Origin of the sequence: Pseudomonas sp. PAGU 2196 (assembly GCF_022179005.1) — a bacterium.
Lineage (GTDB): Bacteria > Pseudomonadota > Gammaproteobacteria > Pseudomonadales > Pseudomonadaceae > Aquipseudomonas > Aquipseudomonas kermanshahensis.
This window is the reverse complement of record NZ_BNTL01000002.1, coordinates 361965-388410: the sequence shown is the minus strand read 5'-3', so window position 1 is coordinate 388410 and position 26446 is coordinate 361965. Positions and strand designations below refer to the sequence as shown.

At 62.6% G+C, this 26446-nt stretch carries 25 protein-coding genes and 1 pseudogene; 10 read left to right on the top strand and 16 right to left on the bottom strand.

Features of this window, described 5'->3' with window-relative positions; genetic code table 11:
* Window positions 1–47 precede the first annotated feature (47 nt).
* On the top strand, window positions 48–656 hold the full coding sequence (locus MFF34_RS03240) for a 5-formyltetrahydrofolate cyclo-ligase (protein ID WP_027592232.1): 609 nt from the start codon (window positions 48–50) through the stop codon (window positions 654–656).
* Window positions 657–675: 19 nt separating this feature from the next.
* On the opposite strand, the gene MFF34_RS03235 is transcribed toward MFF34_RS03240, so the two are convergent.
* A complete protein-coding gene (locus MFF34_RS03235; protein ID WP_172960392.1) occupies window positions 676–828 on the bottom strand; it encodes a hypothetical protein in 153 nt (50 codons plus the stop codon).
* Between the two features lie 178 nt (window positions 829–1006).
* On the opposite strand from MFF34_RS03235, the gene MFF34_RS03230 reads away from it, so the two are divergent.
* The 4 genes from MFF34_RS03230 (at window position 1007) to MFF34_RS03215 (ending at window position 6341) form a co-directional block, all read left to right on the top strand.
* Window positions 1007–1456 carry an EVE domain-containing protein gene (locus MFF34_RS03230; protein ID WP_238210218.1) on the top strand — a complete coding sequence of 150 codons (450 nt, stop codon included), beginning with the start codon at window positions 1007–1009 and terminating at the stop codon, window positions 1454–1456.
* A gap of 94 nt (window positions 1457–1550) precedes the next feature.
* On the top strand, window positions 1551–2510 hold the full coding sequence (locus MFF34_RS03225) for an HlyD family secretion protein (RefSeq protein WP_099430755.1): 960 nt from the start codon (window positions 1551–1553) through the stop codon (window positions 2508–2510).
* Window positions 2507–5227 (top strand): ribosome-associated ATPase/putative transporter RbbA, encoded by a 2721-nt coding sequence (rbbA, locus tag MFF34_RS03220; RefSeq protein WP_238210216.1) that lies wholly within the window; start codon window positions 2507–2509, stop codon window positions 5225–5227. The genes MFF34_RS03225 and rbbA overlap by 4 nt, the downstream gene beginning before the upstream one ends.
* 1 nt (window position 5228) lies before the next feature.
* A complete protein-coding gene (locus MFF34_RS03215) occupies window positions 5229–6341 on the top strand; it encodes an ABC transporter permease (RefSeq protein WP_099430757.1) in 1113 nt (370 codons plus the stop codon).
* A 171-nt stretch (window positions 6342–6512) separates the two neighbouring features.
* Here MFF34_RS03215 and MFF34_RS03210 read toward each other — a convergent pair whose 3' ends face one another.
* Window positions 6513–6947: a type II toxin-antitoxin system PemK/MazF family toxin gene (locus tag MFF34_RS03210; RefSeq protein ID WP_099455683.1), complete on the bottom strand. Its 435-nt coding sequence runs from the start codon at window positions 6945–6947 to the stop codon at window positions 6513–6515.
* Window positions 6948–7167: 220 nt separating this feature from the next.
* Window positions 7168–7572: a flagellar basal body-associated protein FliL gene (locus MFF34_RS03205; protein ID WP_027592226.1), complete on the bottom strand. Its 405-nt coding sequence runs from the start codon at window positions 7570–7572 to the stop codon at window positions 7168–7170.
* Between the two features lie 157 nt (window positions 7573–7729).
* On the opposite strand from MFF34_RS03205, the gene MFF34_RS03200 reads away from it, so the two are divergent.
* Entirely contained in the window at window positions 7730–8707 is a 978-nt protein-coding gene (locus tag MFF34_RS03200) for an NADPH:quinone oxidoreductase family protein (RefSeq protein ID WP_027592225.1), read from the top strand.
* Here the strand turns inward: MFF34_RS03200 and MFF34_RS03195 are convergent.
* The 7 genes from MFF34_RS03195 to trxA all read right to left on the bottom strand — a co-directional run bounded on the left by MFF34_RS03195 (window position 8704) and on the right by trxA (window position 14827).
* Window positions 8704–9384: a gamma-glutamylcyclotransferase gene (locus tag MFF34_RS03195; protein ID WP_238210207.1), complete on the bottom strand. Its 681-nt coding sequence runs from the start codon at window positions 9382–9384 to the stop codon at window positions 8704–8706. The genes MFF34_RS03200 and MFF34_RS03195 overlap by 4 nt on opposite strands.
* A gap of 246 nt (window positions 9385–9630) precedes the next feature.
* Window positions 9631–10599: a CDP-6-deoxy-delta-3,4-glucoseen reductase gene (locus tag MFF34_RS03190; protein WP_027592223.1), complete on the bottom strand. Its 969-nt coding sequence runs from the start codon at window positions 10597–10599 to the stop codon at window positions 9631–9633.
* Window positions 10599–12065 carry a 4-hydroxy-3-polyprenylbenzoate decarboxylase gene (gene ubiD, locus MFF34_RS03185; protein ID WP_033702193.1) on the bottom strand — a complete coding sequence of 489 codons (1467 nt, stop codon included), beginning with the start codon at window positions 12063–12065 and terminating at the stop codon, window positions 10599–10601. Before ubiD ends, MFF34_RS03190 begins: the two co-directional genes overlap by 1 nt.
* Before the next feature lie 81 nt (window positions 12066–12146).
* On the bottom strand, window positions 12147–12479 hold the full coding sequence (locus tag MFF34_RS03180) for an addiction module antidote protein (protein WP_238210189.1): 333 nt from the start codon (window positions 12477–12479) through the stop codon (window positions 12147–12149).
* Window positions 12476–12796: a type II toxin-antitoxin system RelE/ParE family toxin gene (locus MFF34_RS03175; RefSeq protein WP_238210187.1), complete on the bottom strand. Its 321-nt coding sequence runs from the start codon at window positions 12794–12796 to the stop codon at window positions 12476–12478. The genes MFF34_RS03180 and MFF34_RS03175 overlap by 4 nt, the downstream gene beginning before the upstream one ends.
* Before the next feature lie 213 nt (window positions 12797–13009).
* Window positions 13010–14269: a transcription termination factor Rho gene (gene rho, locus MFF34_RS03170; RefSeq protein ID WP_003253661.1), complete on the bottom strand. Its 1260-nt coding sequence runs from the start codon at window positions 14267–14269 to the stop codon at window positions 13010–13012.
* Between the two features lie 228 nt (window positions 14270–14497).
* Window positions 14498–14827, bottom strand: coding sequence for a thioredoxin TrxA (gene trxA / locus MFF34_RS03165; RefSeq protein ID WP_238210179.1), 330 nt, complete (start codon window positions 14825–14827; stop codon window positions 14498–14500).
* Window positions 14828–15071: 244 nt separating this feature from the next.
* Between trxA and ppx the strand changes: the two genes are divergently transcribed.
* On the top strand, window positions 15072–16574 hold the full coding sequence (gene ppx / locus MFF34_RS03160) for an exopolyphosphatase (RefSeq protein ID WP_099455689.1): 1503 nt from the start codon (window positions 15072–15074) through the stop codon (window positions 16572–16574).
* On the opposite strand, the gene ppk1 is transcribed toward ppx, so the two are convergent.
* Window positions 16561–18798 (bottom strand): polyphosphate kinase 1, encoded by a 2238-nt coding sequence (gene ppk1 / locus MFF34_RS03155; protein ID WP_238210177.1) that lies wholly within the window; start codon window positions 18796–18798, stop codon window positions 16561–16563. The genes ppx and ppk1 overlap by 14 nt on opposite strands.
* 216 nt (window positions 18799–19014) lie before the next feature.
* On the opposite strand from ppk1, the gene MFF34_RS03150 reads away from it, so the two are divergent.
* Window positions 19015–19659, top strand: coding sequence for a DedA family protein (locus MFF34_RS03150; protein WP_177323866.1), 645 nt, complete (start codon window positions 19015–19017; stop codon window positions 19657–19659).
* 501 nt (window positions 19660–20160) lie between these two features.
* Here MFF34_RS03150 and MFF34_RS03145 read toward each other — a convergent pair.
* Window positions 20161–20787, bottom strand: a pseudogene (locus MFF34_RS03145) (sterol desaturase family protein); the annotation flags it as partial.
* 112 nt (window positions 20788–20899) lie between these two features.
* On the opposite strand from MFF34_RS03145, the gene elbB reads away from it, so the two are divergent.
* Window positions 20900–21568, top strand: coding sequence for an isoprenoid biosynthesis glyoxalase ElbB (gene elbB / locus MFF34_RS03140; protein WP_027592215.1), 669 nt, complete (start codon window positions 20900–20902; stop codon window positions 21566–21568).
* 127 nt (window positions 21569–21695) lie between these two features.
* On the opposite strand, the gene MFF34_RS03135 is transcribed toward elbB, so the two are convergent.
* Window positions 21696–22151 carry a YaiI/YqxD family protein gene (locus MFF34_RS03135; RefSeq protein WP_027592214.1) on the bottom strand — a complete coding sequence of 152 codons (456 nt, stop codon included), beginning with the start codon at window positions 22149–22151 and terminating at the stop codon, window positions 21696–21698.
* 199 nt (window positions 22152–22350) lie between these two features.
* Between MFF34_RS03135 and MFF34_RS03130 the strand changes: the two genes are divergently transcribed.
* A complete protein-coding gene (locus tag MFF34_RS03130) occupies window positions 22351–25209 on the top strand; it encodes a class I adenylate cyclase (RefSeq protein WP_238210175.1) in 2859 nt (952 codons plus the stop codon).
* A gap of 69 nt (window positions 25210–25278) precedes the next feature.
* Here MFF34_RS03130 and rnk read toward each other — a convergent pair whose 3' ends face one another.
* The 3 genes from rnk to cyaY all read right to left on the bottom strand — a co-directional run bounded on the left by rnk (window position 25279) and on the right by cyaY (window position 26368).
* Window positions 25279–25689 (bottom strand): nucleoside diphosphate kinase regulator, encoded by a 411-nt coding sequence (gene rnk, locus MFF34_RS03125; RefSeq protein WP_027592212.1) that lies wholly within the window; start codon window positions 25687–25689, stop codon window positions 25279–25281.
* Window positions 25690–25821: 132 nt separating this feature from the next.
* Window positions 25822–26034 carry a DUF1289 domain-containing protein gene (locus MFF34_RS03120; RefSeq protein WP_027592211.1) on the bottom strand — a complete coding sequence of 71 codons (213 nt, stop codon included), beginning with the start codon at window positions 26032–26034 and terminating at the stop codon, window positions 25822–25824.
* A gap of 1 nt (window position 26035) precedes the next feature.
* Window positions 26036–26368, bottom strand: a complete 333-nt coding sequence (cyaY, locus tag MFF34_RS03115; RefSeq protein ID WP_027592210.1) for an iron donor protein CyaY — start codon at window positions 26366–26368, stop codon at window positions 26036–26038.
* Window positions 26369–26446: the final 78 nt, after the last annotated feature.

Genomic DNA, 26446 nt, shown 5'->3' with positions numbered 1-26446 from the left:
CTGCGGGCATACCCCTACCAGTCGCGACAACTGGGAACGCCTGTGCCATGACCGACACCGCGCCGCTCACCCGCCCCCAGCTTCGTCGCCTGCTCCGCAATGCTCGCCGCGCACTGACGCCTGCCCAGCAGCGCCAAGCCGCCCTTGGCCTATACCGCCAGCTGGCGCAAGACCCGCTGTTCCGCCGCGCCCGGCACATTGCCCTGTACTTGCCCAACGACGGCGAAATCGACCCCTACCTGCTATTGCGCGAAGCCCAGCGACGCGGCAAACGCACTTACCTGCCGGTGCTGCACGCCTGGCCGCGCACACGCATGGTGTTTCAGCGGTTCGAGCAGGGTGAAAAACTCAAGCGCAACCGCTTCCGTATTCCAGAGCCACTGACCGACCGCAAACGCCAACGCCCGATCTGGGCCCTGGACCTGATCCTGCTGCCGCTGGTGGGTTTCGATGAAGTGGGTGGCCGCTTGGGCATGGGCGGTGGTTTCTATGACCGCAGCCTGGCCTACCAAGCGCGCCGCAAGACCTGGAAGAAACCTTTGCTATTGGGGCTGGCGCATGAATGCCAGAAGGTCGAGCGGCTGGCACAAGCCAGTTGGGATGTACCATTGCAAGGCACGGTCTCGGACCGCGACTGGTACCTGGCGCCGAACTGAGCGGCGCCAGCGGAGGGCATCAACGTTGCGGCTGGCTGGCGTCGACCGGCATTTGATAGGCGGTGTCCAGCTTGCGCTCCAGGAACCCTTGCGCATAACCAGTGGTGACCACACCCAGGCCAAAAATGAACACCAGGATCCACAGCAGATCCGGCTTTTTGCGTTGATTCATCGAAGATTGCCCCCCAGGCAAACTGTTTCGGCTTGGCGATTTTCTGAGTATCGCCAGAGCATCTCGCTTTAAACGGGGCGCATTTTCCGACAACCTGCGCCGACACGCAAACATTGGCGCCAACCGGCTGTCGGTTTCGTGCAACAGGTTATTTCAAACCTTTTCAGGAGCAGCATGCATGGCCTATTGGCTGATGAAATCCGAGCCCGACGAGCTCTCGATCGAAGCCCTTGGCCGGCTGGGCGAAGCGCGCTGGGACGGCGTGCGTAACTACCAGGCGCGCAACTTTTTGCGGGCCATGAGCGTGGGCGACGAGTTCTTCTTCTACCACTCCAGCTGCCCGCAACCGGGCATTGCTGGCATCGCCCGCATCACTGCGGCGGCCTACCCGGACCCGACCGCACTGGACCCAGAAAGCCACTATTACGACCCAAAGGCCACCGCCGAGAAGAACCCGTGGAGTGCGGTGGACGTGGCCCATGTGAAAACCCTGCCCAAAGTGCTCGACCTTGGCAGGCTCAAACAACAGGCCGCGCTTGGCGAATTGCCGCTGGTGCAAAAAGGCAGCCGCCTGTCGGTGATGCCGGTTACCCCCGAGCAATGGGCGGCCATCGTCGCGTTGAAGTGAAGGTGGGCTAGGATCTAGGGGTTTGACCGATATCAACACGCCATGGATAGCCGCACGCCACGATAGGGGCGTGCATTGAGCAGGATGCTGACTGATGAATCGATATGCCCCCAGGGTCTTCGCCACTGCGTTGATCGCCCTTCTGGCGACCGCGGCAGGGCTGGGTTACTGGAAGTCGCTGCATGACCAGCTGCCGGAAGGCCTGAGCATGGGCAACGGCCGTCTCGAGGCGACCGAAGTGCAAATTGCCACCAAGGTCCCCGGGCGTTTGGCTGAAGTGCGGGTCGACGAAGGCGACAAGGTGACCCGTGGTCAGCTGCTGGCGCGTATCGACACCCGCACAATGGAAGCCCAGCGCAACCAGGCCGAGGCCGAAGTGCTGCGCGCCCAGGAAAACTACGCGGCGGCCCAGGCCAGCGTGCAACTGCGCCAGAGTGAGCTGCTGCTCGCCGGCCAGGAACTCAAACGCGTGCGCGAGATTTTCAAGCGCAACTATGCCAGCCAACAACTGCTCGACCAGCAGCAGGCCCGCTTCGACACCGCGAACGCGGCGGTGGTTGCGGCGCGCGCCCAGCTGGCAGCCGTCAAAGCCGCCATCGGCGCGGCCCAGGCCCAGGTCGCCCAACTGACCAGCGAGATCGACGACAGCAGCCTGCGCGCGCCCATCGACGGCATCATCCAGCTGCGCCTGGCCGAGCCGGGTGAGGTCTTGGGCGCTGGCGGTCGCGTGCTGATGCTGATCGACCCGAGCGACCAGTACATGAACCTCTACCTCCCAGCCTCCACCAGCGGCCGGCTGACCGTTGGCGATCAGGCACGCATCGTTCTCGATGCGCTGCCCGATCAGGCGTTGCCGGCGAAGGTAGCGTTTGTCGCAGCCAAGGCGCAGTTCACCCCGAAACAGGTCGAAACCCGCGATGAGCGGCAGAAACTGGTGTTTCGCGTAAAACTGCGCCTGAGCGACCCAAGCGCCGTGCCGCAAGCCAAGCCGGGCATGCCGGGTGCTGGCTATGTGCGCACGGCTGACGTGGACTGGCCGGCCAACCTGCAATGAACGCGCCGGCACTGCTGGCCGAGGGCATCAGCCACCGTTATGGCGACCTGATCGCCTTGCAGACGCTGGGTTTCAGCCTGCCCAGCGGCACCCGCTGTGCACTGATCGGGCCTGACGGGGCCGGCAAATCGACCCTGCTCGGGCTGATCGCCGGCGTAAAACGCCTGCAGCAGGGCGAGTTGCAGGTGCTGGGCGGCTCGATCCGCCAACGACGCCACCGCGCGGCGCTGTACCCCAAGGTCGCGTTCATGCCCCAAGGGCTGGGCAACAACCTGTACCCTGAGCTGTCGATCAGCGAGAACATTCGTTTTTTCGCTACGCTGTTTGGCCTGGGCCGGCACGAATGCGAACAGCGCATGGCCAACCTGCTGCAGGCCACCGACCTGCATCGCTTCGCCGAGCGCCCGGCCGGCAAGCTGTCGGGCGGCATGAAGCAGAAACTGGGCCTGTGCTGCGCGTTGATCCACGAGCCTGACCTGCTGATCCTCGACGAACCCACGACCGGGGTCGACCCCCTGTCGAGGCGACGCTTCTGGGAACTGGTCGAGCAGGTACGCGAACAACGCCCGCAATTGACGCTGCTGGTGGCCACTGCCTATATGGAGGAAGCCGAGCAGTTCGAGCATTGCCTGATGCTCGATGGCGGCCGGCTGATTGCCGCGGGCCCCAGCCACACATTGGCGGGCGTCACGCCCAGCGGCAAACTGGACGATGCCTTCACCCATTTCCAAGGGGCAGGCAGTACGCAACCTGCGCCGTTGACTATCCCGCCACGCTCGGCAAATGACGGCCTGGTCGCCATCGAAGCGCATGACCTGACCCTGCGCTTTGGTGACTTCACCGCGGTCAACAAGGTCAGCTTCGCCATTGGTCGTGGGGAAATTTTTGGTTTTCTCGGCTCCAACGGCTGCGGCAAGACCAGCACCATGAAAGTGCTTACGGGCCTGGTACCCGCCAGCGAGGGCAGTGCCAGCCTGCTGGGCCGCCCGGTGGACGCCAGCGACCTGGCCACGCGCAAGCGGGTTGGTTTCATGTCGCAGAGTTTCTCGCTGTATGGCGAGCTCAGCACCCGCCAGAACCTCACGCTGCATGCGCGCCTGTTCGACCTGCCCAAAGCCGACAGCGCGCAGCGCATCAGCGAACTGATCGAGCGCTTCGGCCTGCGCGACATCGCCGACCAACCGTCAGGCGCCCTGCCCCTCGGCCTGCGCCAGCGCCTGTCACTGGCGGTCGCGGTGCTGCACCGCCCTGAAGTGCTGATTCTCGACGAGCCGACCTCCGGCGTCGACCCTGCCGCCCGGGATGATTTCTGGCGACTGCTGGTGGAGTTGTCGCGCGAGCAAGGCGTGACCATTTTCCTCTCTACTCACTTCATGAACGAAGCCCAGCGCTGCGACCGCATTTCGTTCATGCACGCCGGGCGCGTGCTGGCCTGTGACACGCCTGATGCCCTGCAACGCCAGTACGCCGGCGAAACCCTGGAAGACGCCTTCGTGCGCTGCCTGGAGCAAGCCCAGGAGGCCCTGCCCCAGGCCCCGCAAAACGCTGTGCTGGAGCAGCCGGCAGCGGCCACACCACCGTTGCGCCAAGGTTTCAGCCTGCGCCGCCTGCTGGCGGTGGCCAGCCGGGAGGGCAAGGAGCTGCTGCGCGACAAGGTGCGCCTGGCCTTCGCCCTGCTCGGCGCCGTGTTCATGATGGTGATCTTTGGCTATGGCATCTCGCTGGATGTAGAGAACCTCGCCTTCGCCGTTCATGACCAAGACCAAAGCCCGCAAAGCCGGGCCTACCTCGAAGCGTTTCGCGGATCACGGTATTTCGCCGAGCAGGCGCCGATTCGCGATACCCGTGAAATGCACCAACGCCTGCAACGTTCCGAAATCAAACTGGCGCTGGAGATCCCACCCGGCTTTGGCCGCGACCTTTACGCCGGTCGCCAACCGGTGGTGGCCGCCTGGCTCGACGGCGGCATGCCGTTCCGTGCTGAGACCAGCCGCAACTATGTCGAAGCAGTGCACCAGGCGAACCTCGAACAATTTGCCGCGGCCAGCCAGCAACCGGTGCAGCGCCAAGACCCGGTTCGCCTGGAAACACGCTTCCGCTACAACCAGGACGTGGTCAGCGTGAATGCCATCGGGCCCGGCGTCATGGCGCTGATCCTGGCGTTCATCCCGGCCATGCTCACCGCCCTGGGCATCGTCCGGGAAAAAGAACTTGGCTCCATCACCAACTTCTACGCCACGCCCCTCACCCGGCTGGAGTTTCTGCTTGGCAAACAGCTGCCCTACCTGGCCGTAAGCCTGGTCAACCTGGCGTTGCTGGTGGCGATGAACCGCTGGTTGTTTGCCGTACCGCTCAAGGGCAGCGTGCTGGCCCTGGCCTGCGGCGGCGTCGCCTACCTGTTGGCGACCACCAGCCTGGGCTTGCTGATCTCGGCCTTCACCCGCACCCAGATCGCGGCCATCCTGGGCACCATGATCATCACCAGCCTGCCGACCATCCAGTTCTCCGGCCTGATCGTGCCACGCTCGTCGCTCGATGGCGCCGCGGCAGTGATGGGCCAGCTGTTCCCGGCGGGTTACTTCCTGGACATCGCGGTCGGCACCTTCACCAAAGCGCTGGGCCTGCGCGAGCTGTGGCCGCAGTGCCTGATCCTGCTGAGCTTCTTCGCCGTGTTCACCGGCCTGAGCCTGGCCATGCTGAAGAAGCAGGAGGCCTGACATGTCGCGCCTGAACCACACCCTGCGCCTGGGCCTGAAAGAGCTGACCAGCCTGCGCCACGACAGCGTGCTGCTGCTGTTTTTGCTGTATGCCTTCAGCGTGGCGATCTACATGCCGGCGGCAGGCTCGGTGATCGGCGTGCACAACGCCAGCGTTGCCGTGGTGGACGAAGACCATAGCCAGCTCTCACGCAAGCTCACCGAGTCACTGCAACCACCCGAGTTTCAGCCTGCCGTGCCGCTGCCCCCGGACCGCCTGGATCAGGCCATGGACAGCGGCCAGTACACCTTCGTGATCAATGTACCGGTGAACTTCCAGAGCGACCTACTGGCCGGGCGCTCACCCGAGTTGCAGATCAACGTCGACGCCACGGCCATGAGCCAGGCGTTCATGGGCGCCGGCTACATCGGCCGGATCTTCGAGCGAGAGCTGCTCGACTATGCCCAACGCACCACAACCCAGAGCCCCGTGCTGATCAACCCGAAGGCACTGTTCAACCCCAACCTGGAGGGTGGCTGGTTTCTGGCCGTGATCCAGATCATCAACAACATCACCATCCTGGCGATCATCCTCACCGGCACGGCGCTGTTGCGCGAGCGTGAACACGGCACCCTCGACCACTTGCTGGTGCTGCCGCTAACCGCTTTGGAAATCATGCTGGCGAAAATCGCCAGCAACGCGCTGGTGGTAGTGCTGTGTACCTGGGTGTCGCTCATCGTGGTGGTCAAAGGCGCCCTGGGCGTGCCGCTGTCTGGCTCCATGGGGCTGTTCCTGGCGGTGACCGCGCTGTACCTGTTCGCCAGTACCGCCTTGGGCATCTTCCTCGCCACCCTGGCGCGCTCGACGCCTCAATTCGGCCTGCTGGCGATCCCGGTCATCATCCCGATGCTGTTGCTGTCTGGCGGCAGTACCCCGCTGGACAGCATGCCGCAGTGGTTGCAGTGGGTCATGCAGGGCTCGCCGTCGACGCATTTCGTCAGCCTCGGCACCGCGATCTTGTTCCGCGACGCCGGCGCGTCCGTGGTATGGCCAGACATCCTGGCCCTGGCCGTGATCGGCCTGGTGTTCTTCAGCGTGGCGCTAGCGCGCTTTCGGCGGACGCTGGCGTCCTGAGAGAGTGTCGCTGGGGAATATGAGAGCGACACAAAGACAAAGGGCGCCTTCCGGCGCCCTACTCACAGACAGGTCGGCTTGTCATCGCCATCTACCTGCCCGGCTCTGTGATTGCTGGTTAACCAGGATCCGCAGAGTCTTACAAGCCCCTTATGGGAGCAGGATGGATTATCACGCATCAGGTGCTTTATTGACAACAGACTGCACTGTTGCTGGATGTGTGAAGCCCAGCGTGAAGCAAACTGCAGCCCTAACGGCAGCAAAATGCTCGGGCTGCATTGTAAAAGTCATATATTCCCGGCCACCTCCCTGCCGCGACTTGACGCGGCATCTGTCCAGCCTGGAGGTTGCAACCGTGTAGATCATGTCGCACTTGGCCCAGCATGTTAGATCAGGGCCAGGCAAATAACTCGGCAGTACAACGTGATGCCTGGCCAAGTGATCAGGAGCAGTGGTGCTCAACGGGATTATCGTCACCAACTGGCGATTTTGACTGTGCTTGCGAAGAACGACGACGGGCCGCACCTTGATCATTTCAGGTGCTTGAAATCCTGAAAAATCGCACATCAGTACAGTCGCCTCTTTCGGTTGGTACTTCAAAGGCATTGCCAATACTCTCGAGCAACTGAAGACGAGGCACAATTTAACGCGGCCATCGCATCAGAAACTGTAAATTGGCGGACGTACAAGGAAGACAGAAAAGTCCTACGACTAGGGTTAGTCTGAGCTCGTTTCAGACACAAATGACAAGGCCCTGCTGGAGACCTGCGCCCTACTAGAAGCCGCTGTCGCCGGCTTGCCGGCGATGGGCCCCAAGGGTTTCAGGTCACTGCACGATCAGGTTGTTGAACAGCAGGTCTTCGACAATCGGCTTGCCCTCTTCCGCTTCCATCACCTGCTGCACCTGCTTCAAGGCTTCCTGGCGCAGTTGCTCCTTGGCGTCGACGTTGCTCATCTTGTCCACCGTCTGCTGGGTGAACAGCGCCACCAGCTGGTTACGGATCAGCGGCTCGTGGTGTTTCACGGCCTTGGCGGCTTCATCACCGGTCACGCGCAGGGCCACGTCGGCTTTATAGACACGCAGCTTGGGGCTGCCGTCGAGGGCATAGTTACCGACAAAGGGTGGGCTCAGGGTGATGTAGGCGACCTTGGGCGCCCCTTCCTTGGCTTCTTCGGCCACGGCCGCAACTGGCAGCATCAGGGCCAGCACCATCAAGATCCACGCTTTCACGAATTCGCTCCTCAATACAATTGGCGCCAGCTTACCCAGCACACCGCTCAAACCCAAGCCCTGGCTTATGCCGGCCCATCAGGGTAGGCCATGCTCGTTGACCCGGCAGGTGGCCCTCCTACACTTATCGGCCACTACCCGCAAAGGAATAGCCCCGATGAAAGCTGTGTTGTGCAAAACCTTGGGCCCGGCGCGCGACCTGGTACTGGAAGACGTCGCCAGCCCCGTGCCGAAAAAGAACGAGATCCTGCTGGATGTGCAGGCAGCAGGCGTCAACTTCCCCGACACCTTGATCATCGAAGGTAAATACCAGTTCCAGCCACCGCTGCCGTTTTCCCCAGGTGGCGAGGCGGCCGGTGTGGTGGCTGCGGTCGGCGAAAAGGCCGGTGCGTTCAAGGTGGGCGATCGGGTCATGGCCCTCACGGGGTGGGGTGCGTTCGCCGAACAGGTGGCGGTGCCCTTCTACAACGTGATGCCGATCCCCGAGCACATGGACTTCACCACCGCCGCCGCCTTCGGCATGACCTATGGCACCTCGATGCATGCACTCAAGCAGCGCGGCCACCTGCAGCCGGGTGAAACCCTGCTGGTGCTGGGTGCCTCAGGGGGTGTGGGCCTGGCGGCCGTGGAAATAGGCAAGGCCATGGGCGCCCGGGTGATCGCTGCAGCCAGCAGCGCCGAAAAACTGGCCGTGGCCAAGGCTGCCGGCGCCGATGAGCTGATCGACTACAGCCAGGCCAGCCTCAAGGACGAGATCAAGCGCCTGACCGGCGGCCAGGGCGTGGACGTGATCTACGACCCGGTGGGTGGCGAGCTGTTCGACCAGGCGGTAAGGGGCCTGGCCTGGAATGGCCGGCTGCTGGTGGTGGGGTTTGCCAGCGGGGCGATCCCACAGCTGGCGGCGAACCTGGTGCTGCTCAAGGGCGCAGCGGTCGTGGGGGTGTTTTGGGGGGCGTTTGCCCAGCGTCAGCCGGAGCAGAATGCAGCTAACTTCCGTCAACTGTTTGCCTGGCAGGGTGAAGGCAAGCTGAAGCCGCTGGTGTCGGAGACTTATCCACTGGCTGAGGCTGGGGCTGCCATTGAGAAGCTGGGGCAGCGGCAGGCTGTGGGTAAGTTGGTGGTGCTGACTAGCTAGCGTCTGGCTGCTTGGTTGCCTGCTCGGGCCTCTTCGCGCAGGTTATGGCAGCGCCTGAACCGCGCCTCCAGGTTGCGATCCGGCATCTGGTGGCTGCGCAACGCATTCAACGTCTGCTCCACATACTCGCGCGTGGTGCCATATCGCCCCTTGGCACTGGCAAGGATCTGGCTGAGCAGTGTGTCGGGCAAATTCCCCGCATAGCACGGCAAATGGCGCTCCAGCACAAAACCCAAGGCCTGCACCTTGCTGCCATCACCCAATCGGCAACTGAGCCAATGCGGGCGGTAGGCCGGGTACGGCATTTCGCGTTGCCACAGGGCCATCAGCGAATCATCCAGGTTGCTTTCATCCAGCCGATAGGCAAAACCACTGCATGACCCACCACGGTCCAGGCCGAACACCAGGCCGGGCGTTTCCGGTGTGCCACGGTGCTCGTGCGACCACAGGTACAGCCCACGGTGATAACCGTGCACCCGTGCGCGCTGCCGCTCTACCGAACTGCACTCCGGTCGCCAGATCAATGAACCGTATGCGAACAACCACACAGGCCCGCCTTCATGGCGTGACATGGTCAGTTGCATGGAGTTGATCAATTGCTCGCGGGTCAGTTGCTGGCCGAAGTCGAGCGCCGGAGGGTAAGCACTTTTCCAGGACAAACTTTCAATTGCCGACATACGCTGCCGCCATTATTCCCTGTGAACTACAGATAAAGCGAGAATCGCTGTGTGCCGGGGTTTGCGCCCCGCACCTAAGGTGTCTACATTAACCTTAGGATAGAAACGCGCCAACACTCAAGCCTGAAAGCTAAAGTTTCACGCGAACTTCCGACGATTGGAGAGCATTGTTTCGAGCGGAGTGAAAGTTATTAGCCAAGGCGGTAACAATTACCGCCTTATACCCACCCGGTTGAACTTGAGTTATTAGCCGCGCGGCGCGTAGGCAAATACATCGGCGCGCATGCGGTGTGCATCCATACCAGCCTCGACCAGGGCATCGAGGGTGGCATAGACCATGTTTGGCGAGCCGCTGGCGTAGACGTGCACGCCGTTGAGGTCGTGAATGTCTTCGCAAACGGCCTCGTGCAGCATGCCGCAACGGCCTTCCCACCCACACAGGTCACTGACGACCTTGTGCAGGAACAGGTTGGGCAGGCGCAACCATTCGTCCCAATGTTCGATCTGGTAAAAGTCCTCAGGCCGACGCACACCCCAGTAAAGGTGTACCGGATGCTTGAAGCCCTGGGCGCGGCAATGCTCGACCAGGCTGTGCATCTGGCCCATTCCCGTACCGGCGGCGATCAGCACCAGCGGCCCGTCTGGCAACTCGGCCAGGTGCGCATCACCGAAAGGCATTTCGATGCGCGCCAGGCGATCACGCTGCAGTTGCTCGATCAGCTGCAGCGCGCTGGGCTCACGCGCCAGCACGTGCAGTTCCAGCTCACGCCCACCATGGGGCGCAGAGGCCAGGGAGAACGCCGCCTGCTTGCCGCCTTCGCGCTCGATCATCAGGTACTGACCGGCGTGATAACGCGGCGGTTTGCCGGCAGGCGCACGCAGGCGCACGCGCCAGACGTCGCCACCGACCTCGACGCATTCGCTCACGCTACACGCCAGCTTGCGCACTGGCAGCTCGCCCAGGGCGAGCACACCGTCCCAGAGCAACACGCAATCCTCCAGCGGTTCGGCAATACAGGTGAACAGCTCGCCATGGTCGCGTACTTCGCCGTTCTGGCGGACGCTCCCTTCCACCAGCAAGGCGGCGCAAACATGGCAATTGCCATTGCGGCAGCTGTTCGGGCAGTCATAGCCGAGCCGCCGCGCTCCATCCAGGATCCGTTCCCCGGGTTCAAGCGCCAGCACTGCCCCGGACGGCTGCAACGTTACCTGCATCAATCTATTCCCAACTGATCCCACAGCTCATCGATACGGCGGGTGACGGCCTCGTCCTTGACGATGACCCGTCCCCATTCGCGTGTAGTCTCGCCCGGCCACTTGTGGGTGGCGTCCAGGCCCATCTTCGACCCCAACCCGGACACCGGCGACGCGAAGTCCAGGTAGTCGATCGGGGTGTTGTCGATCATCACCGTATCACGCTTGGGGTCCATGCGCGTGGTGATGGCCCAGATCACATCGTTCCAGTCGCGGGCGTTGATGTCATCGTCGGTGACGATAACAAACTTGGTGTACATGAACTGTCGCAGGAACGACCACACACCCAGCATCACGCGCTTGGCGTGGCCTGGGTATTGTTTTTTCATGGTCACCACCGCCATGCGGTAAGAGCAACCTTCCGGTGGCAGGTAGAAGTCGACGATCTCCGGGAACTGCTTTTGCAGGATCGGCACGAACACTTCGTTCAGCGCCACGCCGAGAATCGCCGGTTCATCCGGCGGACGGCCCGTGTAGGTGCTGTGGTAGATCGGTTTTTGCCGGTGAGTGATGCGCTCGACCGTGAACACCGGGAAGCTGTCCACCTCGTTGTAATAGCCGGTGTGGTCACCGTAGGGGCCTTCCGGCGCCATTTCGCCGGGGTGAATCACGCCTTCGAGAATGATCTCGGCGGTGGCTGGTACCTGCAGGTTGCTGCCACGGCACTTGACCAGCTCGGTGCGGTTGCCACGCAGCAGGCCCGCGAAGGCGTATTCGGACAGGGTATCCGGCACCGGCGTCACGGCGCCCAGGATGGTTGCAGGGTCTGCGCCCAGCGCCACGGCCACTGGGAACGGCTGGCCGGGGTGCTTCTCGCACCATTCGCGGTAATCCAGCGCGCCGCCACGGTGGCTCAGCCAGCGCATGATGACCTTGTTGCGGCCGATGACCTGCTGGCGGTAGATGCCCAAGTTCTGGCGGTCCTTGTTCGGGCCGCGGGTAACGGTCAGGCCCCAGGTGATCAGCGGGGCCACATCGCCTGGCCAGCAGTGCTGGATCGGCAACTGGCCAAGGTCGACGTCGTCACCTTCGACCACGACTTCCTGGCACACCGCGTCCTTGACCACCTTCGGCGCCATCGACACGACCTTCTTGAAGATCGGCAGCTTCGACCAGGCATCCTTCAGGCCTTTCGGCGGCTCTGGTTCTTTGAGGAAGGCCAGCAGCTTGCCGATTTCGCGCAGTTCTTCGACCGACTCGGCGCCCATGCCCATGGCCACCCGCTCGGGCGTGCCGAACAGGTTGCCCAGTACCGGGATGTCGTACCCCGTGGGCTTCTCGAACAGCAACGCCGGGCCTTTGGCACGCAGGGTGCGGTCGCAGACCTCGGTCATTTCCAGGACGGGAGAGATCGGAACCTGGATGCGCTTGAGTTCACCGCGCTGTTCCAGGCCACGGATGAAGTCGCGCAAGTCGCGATACTGCATGCAGGAGCCTCGTGTTGGCCGTATCGGTCGGGGTGCAGAGTGTAGCGCCTAAGGGGGCAAATTGGCCAAAGGAGTCTGGGATCAGCGGCTGTGGTGCTGTTCACTATTATGCGAAACCACTTTTGACAGCCCGATTCCCAGTGCTTGCAGCACCTTCAGCACGGTCGATAGCCGAGGATCACCGTCCGCTGCCAGCGCGCGATAGAGATTGGGGCGGGCAAGCCCCGTGGCCTGCGCAAGATTGCCCATGCCGCCGCGCGCTTCAGCCACGCGGCGGACCGCCGTCAGAAAGCCCGCAGCACCACCAGGCTCATCGATTTCCTCGAGTGCCACGGCGAGATAGTCGATGGCGAAGGCTTCGTCATTGCGAAGCATCTCAAGAATACTTTCTTCATGCGAACGTGTGCCGGTCATAGCATTACCTTGTGCCTGTGCCAAAGCAACTTGGCTTGGTCGATATCAGCCTGCTGCCGGTCTTTCGAGCCGCCTCCGAGCAGGAAAATGATGCTCCGCCCACGGGTGGCGTAATAGATGCGGTAGCCTGGCCCAAAATCCAGTTTCATCTCGAACACGCCATCACCCACTGGCTCGGTCACACCGAAATGGCCCTGCTCAGCTCGGTCGATGCGTGTGGTAATTCTTGCTTTCAGCCTGGTGTCGCGAATGGTGTCCAACCAGGCTTGGTAGAGATCCACACCGTTGACGGATAGAACGTGATGAACTGTGTACATCCATACTGTACCTTATAAGAGACAATCCATGTGTCGACTTATTCACCGCCCCTGGGGCTAGGCTCGATGACGGCGTGAGGTTGATGCCTGCAGGGGCATGACCGAAAACCGCAGGCAGCATGGTGGCCTGCGTTCTGGGGGCTGGCGAACGATCTTTTGTGACAAACAGCAAAAAGCCGGGTTTCCCCGGCTTTTTGCGTGATGCGGCGAAGCTTACTTACGCTTCATCGACAAGAAGAACTCGTCGTTGGTCTTGGTCTGCTTGAGCTTGTCGACCAGGAACTCGATGGCGGCGATTTCGTCCATCGGGTGCAGCAGCTTGCGCAGGATCCACATGCGCTGCAGTTCGTCGTCGGCGGTCAGCAGCTCTTCGCGGCGGGTGCCGGAGCGGTTGATGTTGATGGCCGGGAACACACGCTTCTCGGCGATACGACGGTCCAGGGGCAGCTCCATGTTGCCGGTACCCTTGAACTCTTCGTAGATCACTTCGTCCATCTTCGAGCCGGTTTCGACCAGCGCGGTGGCGATGATGGTCAGCGAACCGCCTTCTTCGATGTTACGCGCGGCACCGAAGAAACGCTTCGGCTTCTCCAGGGCGTGGGCGTCGACACCACCGGTGAGGACCTTGCCGGAGCTTGGGATCACGGTGTTGTAGGCACGTGCCAGACGGGTGATGGAGTCGAGCAGGATGACTACGTCTTTCTTGTGCTCGACCAGGCGCTTGGCCTTCTCGATGACCATCTCGGCAACCTGCACGTGGCGGGTTGGCGGCTCGTCGAAGGTCGAGGCGACCACTTCGCCGCGCACGGTGCGCTGCATTTCGGTCACTTCTTCCGGGCGCTCGTCGATCAGCAGGACGATCAGGTGGCACTCGGGGTTGTTACGGGTGATGTTCGCCGCGATGTTCTGCAGCATGATCGTTTTACCCGCTTTCGGCGGGGCGACGATCAGGCCACGCTGGCCTTTGCCGATCGGGGCGCACAGGTCGATGACGCGGCCGGTCAAGTCTTCGGTGGAGCCGTTACCGGCTTCCATCTTCAGGCGCTTGTTGGGGAACAGCGGCGTCAGGTTTTCGAACAGGATCTTGTTCTTCGCGTTTTCAGGGCGATCGAAGTTGATCGTGTCGACCTTCAGCAGGGCGAAGTAACGCTCCCCTTCCTTCGGCGGGCGGATCTTGCCGACGATGGTATCGCCGGTACGCAGGTTGAAACGGCGGATCTGGCTAGGCGAGACGTAGATGTCGTCGGGGCCGGCCAGGTAGGACGCATCAGCCGAACGCAGGAAACCGAAACCATCCTGGAGAATCTCCAGCACGCCGTCACCCGAGATCTCTTCGCCGCTTTTCGCGTGCTTCTTCAGCAGGGCGAAAATCACGTCCTGTTTGCGCGAACGGGCCATGTTTTCGATGCCCATCTGTTCGGCCATTTCCAGCAGATCGGTAATCGGCTTTTGCTTGAGTTCAGTCAGGTTCATAAGGGGAGTGACGTAATCATGTATGAAGGGAGGATTAAGCTTCTGGCTTAATGAAGCCGCGCCGCTAGAAGGCGATAGGATCGCGCACAGATTCTAATTAGGAGTGCGTCGGCGACGGCGTGCAGGGGGCACTGGAGAAGCAGTGCGAGGCCGAATGTAACACTTGCTTTTTTCGACGTCTAGTGGGTTGGAAAAGAAAAGCCCCGGTATTTCCGGGGCTTTTTCACATCACAGGTGGGCGTCGAGGAACGCGGCCAGCTGCGATTTGGACAGTGCGCCGACCTTGGTAGCCTCGACGTTGCCGTTCTTGAACAGCATCAGCGTCGGGATGCCACGCACGCCGTGCTTGGCCGGGGTTTCCTGGTTTTCGTCGATGTTCAGCTTGGCGACGGTCAGTTTGCCCTCGTAGGTGCCCGCGATGTCGTCCAGTACCGGAGCGATCATCTTGCATGGACCGCACCATTCAGCCCAGTAGTCGACCAGCACCGGGCCTTGGGCTTGCAGGACTTCGGCCTCGAAGGTGGCGTCGGTGACGTGTTTGATCAGATCGCTGCTCATGGATATCTCCGGGGTCGTAAGCATAAAAACGTGGCCCATCATAGCCGCAGAGGCTGACTACAGGAAGTCACAGACGATTGAGTGTAACTATAGTTGTGCAAGACGCCGCGAATCGAAACTGTCATATGCGTGTCATAACATCGAATGGCACATTGCCCTGCATCAAGCCTTGGCGTGCCACGCGTTGGCGACAGCCCCGTATCGTGGCACGATTGCCAGGTTAACGACCGAGAACATCCAGATCATGCCGCATACCAACGCGAAGAACCTGTCTCTGATCGCCGCCATCGACCTTGGCTCCAACAGTTTTCACATGGTCGTGGCCAAGGCCCACCACACCGAGATCCGTATTCTCGAACGGCTGGGGGAAAAGGTTCAGCTGGCCGCCGGCATCGACGAAGAGCGCAAGCTCAGCGAAGAAGCCATGGAACGGGGCCTCGACTGCCTCAAGCGCTTCGCCCAACTGATCAACGGGCTGCCCGCGGGTGCGGTGCGCATCGTTGGCACCAACGCCCTGCGCGAAGCGCGCAACCGCAACGAATTCATCCAGCGCGCCGAGGCCATTCTCGGGCATCCGGTGGAAGTGATTTCCGGCCGTGAGGAAGCCCGCCTGATCTACCTCGGTGTCTCCCACACCCTGGCCGACAACCCCGGTAAGCGCCTGGTCGCCGACATCGGCGGCGGCAGCACCGAGTTCATCATCGGCCAGCGGTTCGAGCCACTGCTGCGCGAGAGCCTGCAAATGGGCTGCGTCAGCTTCACCCAGCGCTACTTCCGCGACGGCAAGATCACCCCGGCGCGTTATGCCCAGGCCTACACCGCCGCGCGGCTGGAGCTGATGAGCATCGAAAACGCCCTGCACCGCCTGACCTGGGACGAAGCCATCGGGTCGTCCGGCACCATCCGCGCCATCGGCGCAGCCATCAAGGCCAGCGGCCTGGGCAATGGCGAGGTCAACGCCGAAGGGCTGGCGTGGGTCAAACGTAAACTGTTCAAGCTGGGCGAGGTCGACAAGATCGACTTCGAAGGGGTCAAGCCCGACCGCCGCACCATCTTCCCGGCGGGCCTTGCGATTCTCGAGGCCATCTTCGACGCCCTCGAACTGCAACGCATGGACCACTGCGACGGCGCCCTGCGCGAAGGCGTGCTGTTCGACCTGCTCGGCCGCCATCACCACGAAGACGTGCGCGAGCGCACCCTCAACTCCTTGATGGAGCGTTACCACGTCGACCAAGGCCAGGCCGCGCGCGTCGAGCGCAAGGCGCTGCACGCGTTCGACCAGGTAGCAAAAGCCTGGAAGCTGGAAGAGGGAAATTGGCGCGATCTTCTGGGGTGGGCCGCGAAAGTTCACGAAGTTGGGCTGGATATCGCCCACTATCACTACCACAAGCACGGCGCCTACCTGATCGAGCACTCCGACCTGTCGGGCTTCTCCCGTGAGGATCAGCAGATGATGGCCCTGCTGGTACGCGGCCATCGCCGCAACATTCCCAAGGACAAGTTCGCCGAGTTCGGCGATGAAGGCGTGCAGCTGATTCGCCTGTGCGTGCTGCTGCGCTTCGCCATCCTGTTCCACCACATTCGTGGCACGCAGCAAATGCCGAAGGTACAGCTGCAAGCAGGCGACAACAGCCTCGATGTGGTCTTCCCTGAAGGCTGGCTGGAGCAGAACCAGCTTACCCAGGCCGACTTCGCCAACGAGGCGGAGTGGCTGGCCCGGGTCGGCTTCGTCCTCAGCGTACGTTGAGGACCGGGTTGCTCAGGCGCTCCAGCAGGGTCGCCTGGGCACTGCGCGGGTTCTGGTTGCCGGTCGGGGTGCTGCGCACGTAGCGCCCATCCGACTGCAGCGTCCAGGCATGGGTGTTGTCGGTCAGGTAGCTTTCCAGCTCTTTCTTCACCCGCAGCAACAGCTTCTTGCCTTCGACCGGGAAGCAGGTCTCGACGCGCTTGTCGAGGTTGCGCTCCATCCAGTCGGCACTGGACAGGTAGATCTGCTCTTCGCCGCCATTGAGGAAGTAGAACACCCGGGTGTGCTCCAAGAAGCGGCCGATGATCGAGCGCACGTGAATGTTGTGCGAAACCCCCGGAATACCTGGTCGCAGGCAGCACATACCACGCACCACCAGGTCGATGCGCACCCCGGACTGGCTGGCCTTGTACAGCGCCTTGATGACCTTGGCATCGGTCAGCGAATTGAACTTGGCGATGATGTGCGCGGGTTTGCCTTCGAGCGCGAACTGGGTCTCGCGGGCAATCATGTCGAGCATGCCTTTCTTCAGCGTGAAGGGTGCGTGCAGCAGCTTTTTCATGCGCAGGGTCTTGCCCATGCCGATCAGCTGGCTGAACAGCTTGCCGACGTCTTCGGTGAGGGCGTCATCAGAGGTCAGCAGGCTGTAGTCGGTGTACAGGCGGGCGTTGCCGGCATGGTAGTTGCCGGTACCCAGGTGCGCATAGCGGACGATTTCGCCCTGCTCACGCCGCAGGATCAGCATCATCTTGGCGTGGGTCTTGAACCCGACCACCCCGTAAATCACCACCGCACCCGCCGCTTGCAGGCGGCTGGCCATCTGCAGGTTGGACTCTTCGTCGAAACGCGCGCGCAATTCGATCACCGCAGTGACTTCCTTGCCGTTACGGGCAGCGTCCACCAACGCGTCGACGATCTCCGAGTTGGCACCGGAGCGGTACAGGGTCTGGCGCACGGCCAGCACATGCGGGTCCTTGGCGGCCTGGCGCAGCAGGTCGACCACCGGCGTGAACGACTCGAACGGGTGCATCAGCAGCACGTCCTGCTTACTGATCACGCTGAAGATGTTGTCAGCGTTCTGCAGCAGCTTGGGGATCGCCGGGGTGAACGGCGTGTATTGCAGCTGCGGGTGGCTGTCGAGGCCGGTGATGCTGAACAGGCGGGTCAGGTTGACCGGGCCATTGACCTGGTACAGCTCGCTCTCGCTCAGGCTGAACTGCTTGAGCAGGTAGTCCGACAGGTGTTTCGGGCAGGTATCAGCCACCTCAAGCCGCACGGCATCACCGTAACGGCGCGAGAACAGCTCGCCGCGCAGGGCGCGGGCCAGGTCGTCCACTTCTTCGGAGTCCAGCGCCAGGTCGGCGTTTCGGGTCAGGCGGAACTGGTAGCAGCCCTTGACCTTCATGCCCTGGAACAGGTCGTCGGCGTGCGCGTGGATCATCGACGAAAGGAATACATAGTTAGCGCCCGGGCCACCGACTTCTTCAGGCACGCGGATGACCCGCGGCAACAGGCGCGGCGCCGGGATGATCGCCAGGCCCGAGTCGCGGCCGAAGGCATCGACGCCTTCGAGCTCGACGATGAAGTTGAGGCTCTTGTTCACCAGCAAGGGGAACGGGTGCGTCGGGTCGAGACCGATCGGGGTGATGATCGGCGCGATCTCGTCACGGAAGAAGCGCCGCACCCAGGTCTTGAGCTTGGGCGTCCAGTGACGGCGACGGATGAAGCGGATGTGGTGTTTTTCAAGCTCTGGCAGCAGCACGTCGTTGAGGATCGCGTACTGGCGATCCACCTCGGTGTGCACCAGCTCGCTGATGCGCGCCAGCGCCTGGTGCGGCTGCAAGCCGTCGGCCCCGGCCTGTTCGCGGGCGAAATTGATCTGCTTCTTCAGGCCGGCGACGCGGATCTCGAAGAATTCGTCCAGGTTGCTGGAGAAGATCAGCAGGAATTTCAGACGCTCGAGCAGCGGGTAGCTCTCGTCCAGTGCCTGCTCCAGCACCCGAATGTTGAACTGCAGCTGCGACAGCTCGCGATGAATGTACAGGCTGCTGTCGTCAAGGCCCGGGACGGTGATCGCCGGTGCCGGCGCGGGGGCCGGTGCCGCGGCCTCGACCACAGGCTCGGGCTCTGGCGCCGGCGGCAGGTCTGGCGGGGTTTGCACCATCTCTTCGGGGACTGCCTGGGCGTCCTTGATCGCGACAGGGGTGAGCACTTCATTATTCATCTGGACGTTCCTGGAGGACGTTAACGCCCTATCATCAATTGAGCGGGACGATAAGCGGCCATTATGACGCCTGTGTTACACCCACTGGCAAGCCTGCGACTTGTGGCCGAAGGCATTGTCCTTGTAGGAATTGTTCACGTCGAGACACATTTGGACACTTTCATCCACGCGCGCGAAGGGGTAGGCTGCGCGTTCATTTCGCCAGCACCTCAGAAAATGCTTCAACAATTCCTGCAGGATTTCGGCTACTTCGCCCTTTTTCTAGGCACCTTCTTTGAAGGCGAGACCATCCTGGTGCTTGCGGGTTTCCTCGCGTTCCGCGGTTACATGGACATCAAGCTGGTGTGCCTGGTGGCCTTCTTCGGCAGCTATGCCGGCGATCAGCTGTGGTACTTCATGGGCCGTCGCCATGGGCGCAAGATCCTGGCACGCAAACCGCGCTGGCAGGCCATGGGTGATCGGGCGCTGGACCACATCCGCCGCCACCCCGACATCTGGGTGCTGAGCTTCCGCTTCGTCTATGGGCTGCGCACGGTCATGCCGGTGGCCATTGGCCTGTCGGGCTATCCGCCGCGCCGCTACCTGCTGCTCAACGGCCTCGGTGCCGCCATCTGGGCGCTGGCCCTGGGCGCAGCGGCCTACCACTTCGGCGCCATCCTCGAAGGCTTGTTGGGCAATGTGAAGAAGTACGAGCTATGGGTGCTCGGCGGCCTGTTGTTGCTCGGTGTCCTGCTCTGGCTGCGCCGGCGCTTCCGCACCCTGCGCGCGGAGCGCAAGGCGGCGGCACTGGCTCAGGCCCCAGACGCTGAGCAGGCTGTAAGCCAGGAGCAGGACCCACCCAAGCGGCGTGATCACCGCTAAGCCCAGTGCGCCAGCCAGGTACAGCGCTGGCGCATTCGACAGCAACCGCGCCCGCTCCAGGCGCACGGCCCAGGGCCGGTTCTCCAGCAGCGCGCCGAGCACGAACAGGCCCAAGGCCATGACCGACCAGCCCAGTATCAGGGCGGCGGCAGGCACGCGCTCCGCGGCCTCCATCAAATAGCTGCCCAAGGCCACGTAGACGACGAACTGCGCCGCTACATAGGCCTGCTGCGCCCGCCCCAGGGCAACCTCGAACTTGCGAAACAGCGCCAGGTCCGGCTTGGCCTGCGGGTAACGCGCCGCGACATCGGCCGGGCGCCAGCCCGTGGGCATGAACCAGATCCGCCACTTGTCCCACACGCTGCGCGTGCGCCGGGCATCACGCCACAGTTGGGCGTAGAACTGCAGGTTGGCCCACAGCGGGTTCCAGCTGGCCAGTGGCGTTGTCACGCCGAATACCACGGGCTCGGCCGGGTCCTCTTCCTTGAACGTTCCGAACAGGCGGTCCCAGAGAATGAACACGCCGCCGTAATTGCGATCCAAGTAAACAGGATTTTGCGCATGGTGGACGCGATGGTTGGATGGCGTGATGAATATCCACTCAAGCCAACCGAGTTTGGCAATGTGCCGGGTATGCACCCAGAACTGGTACAGCAGGTTCAGCGACGCCACGGTGATGAATACCAGGGGCGGCACGCCGATCAGCGCCAATGGCAGGTAGAAGATCCACGAAAAGATGAAGCCGCTGCTGGTCTGGCGCAGCGCCGTGGTGAGGTTGTACTCCTCGCTCTGGTGGTGCACCGAATGGGCCGCCCACAGCACGTTGCGTTCGTGCCCCAGGCGGTGCAGCCAGTAGTAGCAGAGGTCGTACAGGACGAACGCCAGCACCCACACCCACCACGCTTGCTGGGGCAAGCGCAGCAGCGCCAGATGCTCCCAGGCCAAGGCATAGGTCAGCAGCCCGACACCTTTGGTCAACAGGCCAGTGCTGGTCGACAAGGCGCCTGTACTCAGGCTGTTGATCGCGTCGGCCAGGGTGTAATTACGCTGGCCACGCACGCGATCAGCCACCAGCTCGACGGCGATCAATACGAAGAAGAACGGCACGGCCAGCAGTATCAGGTCCATGGTGACGACCTCAGGCGTTATCCACAAAGATTAGGCCGCGACCGCGGGAATCCCTATGGCTACATCTGCCAAACTAGAGGACATTTAGCGCCTCGACACTGGAGTAATGAGCATGACGAAAAAAGTAGCGGTGATACTTTCCGGCTGTGGCGTCTATGACGGCGCCGAAATCCACGAAAGCGTGATCACCCTGCTGCGCCTCGACCAGCGCGGGGCGCAGGTGCAGTGCTTTGCGCCGAACATCGCGCAGATGCATGTGATCAATCACCTGACCGGCGAAGAGATGCCCGAGTCGCGCAACGTGCTGGTGGAGTCGGCGCGTATTGCCCGTGGCGAGGTCAAGGACATCCGCGAAGCCAATGCCGAAGACTTCGATGCACTGATTGTGCCCGGTGGTTTCGGGGCGGCGAAAAACCTCTCCAACTTTGCCGTCGAAGGCACCAACTGCAGCGTCAACCCAGACGTGCTGGCCCTGGCCGAAGCCTTTGCCGATGCCTGCAAGCCGGTTGGGCTGATCTGCATCTCGCCAGCACTGGCGGCGAAGATCTACGGCCCAGGCGTGGTCTGCACCATCGGCAACGATGCCGGCACGGCTGCTGCGGTAGAGAAGATGGGTGGCAAGCATGAAGAGTGCGATGTGCACGACATCGTTGAAGACACCCAGCGCAAGCTGGTGACGACCCCGGCCTACATGGTTGCGAAGTCGATCAGCGAAGCGGCCGGTGGGATCTACAAGCTGGTAGACCGGGTGCTGGAGCTGACCCACGAGGGCGACCAATAACCCCCAGCCTGCGCTACCTTGGTAGGAGCAGCTTTGCGCTGCGAAGAGGCCGTTGAAGCCTCAAGCCATTCAGTGGCCATGCCGGCCCTTTCGCAGCACAAGGCTGCTCCTACAAAAGCCGTGGACGTCAGGTGGGCTTGGACAAGCGCGCGATAATCCGGTCCAGCGCATTGGCGAATGCCTGTTTCTCGCGCTCGCCATAAGGCGCCTGCCCTCCCCCAACCTGCCCTTGCTCGCGCAAATCGGTGAACAGGTTGCGCGTCGCCAGCCGGTCGCCCATGTTGCGCTCGTCAAACTCGCGCCCGCGCGGGTCCAGCGCCGCCACGCCTTTCTTGACCAGCCGATCGGCCAACGGCACGTCGCTGCAGATCACCAGTTCACCAGGCTCGGCGTTGTCGACCAAATAGTCGTCGGCCGCATCCATACCGCTGGGTACCACGATCAGCCGCACACAGGCAAAGGCCGGCTTGCTTTGCGCCTGGCCTGCCACCATCACCACCTCGAGTTTGCGCTTGAGGGCGAACTTGACGATCAAATCCTTTGCCGCCTTGGGGCAAGCGTCGGCATCGATCCATACACGCATCCGTAAACACCTCTAAATCAGCGAGACTACGCTCATGCAGCCCATCATGCCCGAAGCGGGCTGAAAGCTGGAGTCGGCGGGCTTCACCCACACGCAAGGACGCTGGAAAAATGACGCCAACAAATCGATTTAGCGCTTATCCGACTGGTTCACTCAGGCTAAACTCGCGGCAGCCCTACTGGCCTGCCACGAGCGCGCAATGAACCACCCCCAAGAAATCCGCCCAGACCTGGACGAAGGCATCGACCGCAAAGTTCTGGCGACCTTGCGTGCACGCTTTCTGACGCTCAACCAAGGTCGCCTGCAACGTGCGATGGAGGGGCTGTCGACCCGCCAGCAACAGGTACTGACGCTGTTGCCGCTGCTGTTCCACGTCAACCACCCACTGCTGCCCGGCTATGTCTCGAGCAGCACGCCCGCCGGGGTGGCCGGTTTCGAGCCTGCCGACGACCTGGTCGCCGAAGCGCAACGGCTGGCACGCTCGTTTGCCTACAAGGCTCGCCAGGGGCAGGCAGCGCGCCCAATCCATGGCGTGTTCCTGATGGGCAGCCTGGGCTCGCTGGCCCAGGCCGAACAAAGCGACATGGACTTGTGGGTCTGCCATGCGCCAGGCCTAGGTGATGACCTGCTGAACGAGCTGCGCCGCAAATGCCAACTGCTGGAAACCTGGGCCGCCAGCCTGGGCGCCGAGGCACACTTCTTCCTCATCGACCCGCAAGGCTTTGCGCAAGGCGAGCGGGACGGCCAGCTTGGCTCCGACGACTGCGGCACCACCCAGCATTACCTGCTGCTCGACGAGTTCTACCGCACCGCCATCTGGCTGGCTGGGCGTACGCCGCTGTGGTGGCTGGTGCCGGTCTACGAAGAGCACAACTACAGTGCCTATACCCAGACCTTGCTCAGCAAGCGCTTCATCCGCAGCCAGGACGTGCTCGACCTCGGCAACCTGGCGCATATCCCCCCCGGCGAGTTCGTGGGTGCAGGGCTGTGGCAACTGTTCAAAGGCATCGACTCGCCCTACAAATCGCTGCTCAAACTGCTGCTGACCGAAGCCTACGCCAGCGAGCACCCCGCCGTGCGCTGCCTGAGCCTGGACTACAAGCATGCGGTGTTCGCCAACCAGCTCGACCTCGACGAGCTGGACCCTTACGTGATGATCTATCGGCGCATCGAGCACTATCTGCGACAACGCGGCGAAACGGCGCGCCTTGAGCTGGTCAGGCGCAGCCTGTACCTGAAGGTCAACAAGAAACTCAGCGGCCAAGTGCGCGCCAACGGTTGGCAGCGCCAATTGCTGCAGCGCCTGGCGGACGAATGGGGTTGGGACGAGCGCCAGCTGGCCCTCCTCGACAGCCGCAGCCAATGGAAGGTTGGCCAGGTCGCGGTCGAACGCCGCGAGCTGGTGGCTGAGCTGAACCACAGCTACCGCTTCCTCAGCCAGTTCGCCCAGACCCGCAACGCCAGCAGCCGCGCCGACCAGCGTGACCTCAATGTGCTGGGCCGGCGCCTGTACGCCGCCTTCGAGCGCCGTGCCGGCAAGACCGAGGTGATCAACCCTGGGATCGCCCCGGACCTGGCAGAGGGCACCCTCACCCTGGTCCAGGCCCCCAACCGCAAAGAGCCGGGCAGCCACCACTGGGAGCTTTACACCGGCAACCTGAGCACGCACGAGGTCACGCATTTCAGCCCGATCAAACGTTGCCGCGAGCTGCTCGAACTGCTGACCTGGGCCCATCGCAATGGCGTCATCGACAGCAGTACACGCTTCGCCGTGCACCCTGGCGCCAGTGACCTGCGCGAGCTCGAGCTGTTCAACCTGCTGGGCAGCTTGCAGCAGACCCTCGACCTGCCGCTGCCGACCGTCAGCGAAGTCCGCCTGCTGCAACCCAGTGTGGCCGACGAAATCCTGTTGCTGATCAACGTCGGCATCGACCCGCTGCGCCAGCACCGCGACCTGAACATCCTGATGACCACCGAGCGCACCGACTCGCTGAGCTACGCCGGCGTGCGCGAAAACCTGGTGCTGACGCTGGACCAGGTCACCCTCAACAGCTGGAACGAAGTGCTGGTGCAGCGCTACGACGGCGAGCACGCATTGCTGCGCTGCCTGCGCGACTACCTCAACAGCCTCGGCCAGCGCGGCCACCGCCCCCGGCTACAGGTGCGTTGCTTCTGCCACAACCGCGCCCAGGCCATCGAGCAGCGGGTCGAGGAGGTTTTCGCCACGGTGCAACAGTTGCTCGACCAGGGGGCGAACTACCGCTACCTGCTGCAGGTGGCCCAGCACACCCATGTGCTGGAGCTGCTGCCCGGCCAGGTAAGCCTGGCGACCATGGCCGACCACGATGCGCTGCTGGACTACCTGAGCGAAGAACGCAGCCGCTACAGCCCGCTGCACCTGGACGCCAATGCCCTGCAGGACCACGACCTGGCACTGGTGCTGGAGCAGGGGCGGCCCGCGTGCATCCAAGTGTTCTATCGCCTGCAAGGCGCCTGGGCCGATCTGTATGTGCTGGATGAGTACAACGCGCTGTGGCAACAGCGCCTGCCATTGCAGGATGAAGCCCATCTGCTGCTGCCGCTGCAACGCTTCCTGCGTTCGGTGCTGATGCGCCGCGATACCCAACTGCCGCTGGACGCCCTGCGCCCTGCTTCGCTGGATATCCACTATGGGCAGTTGTTGCCGTCAGGCCCGGGCAAGGCGCGCAGCATCGAGCCACGGCTGGTGCCTGTCGAGGGCAGCGGCCAGCCGTACTATGAGGTTCAGGCGATTATCCAGGGCGGTGCCGCGGGCGCCGTGACGGTGACGTTGTACTGTGACCAGCAGGAGTTCTCGGAGTTGGACCATGGCGACCAGCTGTACGCCGTGGTTGCCCGGCAGATCATCGGGCAACGCCGCAGCGCCGGTCATTACCGCTGCTACATTACCGACCTGGATTTGTCCGAGCTGCTGGGTGATGAGCTGGGCGCAACCGTTTTGTACCTGCGTTACAAGCGGGAGCTGGAACAGGCGCTGAATAAGGGGCTAGAGCAGCTGCAAGCAGCGGTCGGGGGGTGAAGCAGCGGGGCCGTATGGGAGCGGGCTTGCCCGCTGCCACAGGAGACTTGGCGCAGCGGCCCTCAAGGCTCACAGGTCAAAATCACCCGCCGCTTCTGGCTGGTACTCGACTTCCAGCAGCTTCAGCTTGAGGGTCTTGCCGCCCGGCGCCGGCCAGTCGATCTGCTCACCGACCGAAAGGCCCAGCAAGGCACAACCAATCGGCGCCAGGATCGACACCTTGCCTTCCGGCCCAGCATCCTTCGGGTACACCAGGGTCAAGTGGTAGTCCTTGCCGCTGGCCTCTTCACGGCAGTGCACGCGCGAGTTCATGGTCACCACCCCGGCCGGGACGTCCTCGTGACCGACCACCTGTTCGGCGCGGTCAAGCTCGTCCTGCAGGGCGAGCACACCCGGCGTACTTTCGTCGAGGCTGTCGATCAGACGCTCGAGACGTTGTACGTCCAATCGGGTGAGGATGAGGGAAGGCTTGGTGCTCATGATCCAGTCAGACTCCTTTGAACAGGCAATTTTCGTCGGGCAAATAAAGCAAAACCCCGCCCAAGGGCGGGGTTTATGATGACTTTGGCGTCACCGACGCAGAACCTGACACTACCACAGCCGGGCAAATACTCAAGCCCGTGCGCGCAAGGCCTCGGCTTCGCGGCAGATCTGCCGGCGCCGCTCGTCATCTGCAGACCGCCATTCGCGGATGTGCTCCACAGGGCGGTGGCAGCCGGTGCAGACACGCTGCTCATCCAGGCGGCAGACGCTGATGCACGGCGACTTCACGGCCGTGCTGACATTGCTGTAGAGCGGCTTGGGCGGCCGCGGCTGCTCACTCATCTCAGATCTCGTCGAAGTCCAGCTTCTCGCCGGCCCGCTCCCAGACGATGCGCTCCAACATCTCGCCGAGCAGCTCTTCGCTCTTCTCGCAGATCCACTTCTTGCTCTCTTCGTCATAGTCGAAGTGGAAGCCACCCGACTTGTCCGCCAGCCACAACTGGCGCAGGGGCTCCTGGCGGCTGAAGATCAACTGGCTGCCGTTGTCGAACTTAATGGTCAGGACACCGGCGGAGTTCTCCATGTCCAGGTCCATGCCGCTCTCGTCGAACAGGTCTTCCAGGGCCTGTTGGGTCGCGTCGACCAGATCATGGAAACGCGCTTCGCTCAAACTCATTGCAGGAACCTCGAAATTGGCTGCGTTACAGGCAAGCCGGGCAAGATACGGGCGCTTGCCGCCGAATGCAAAGATTAG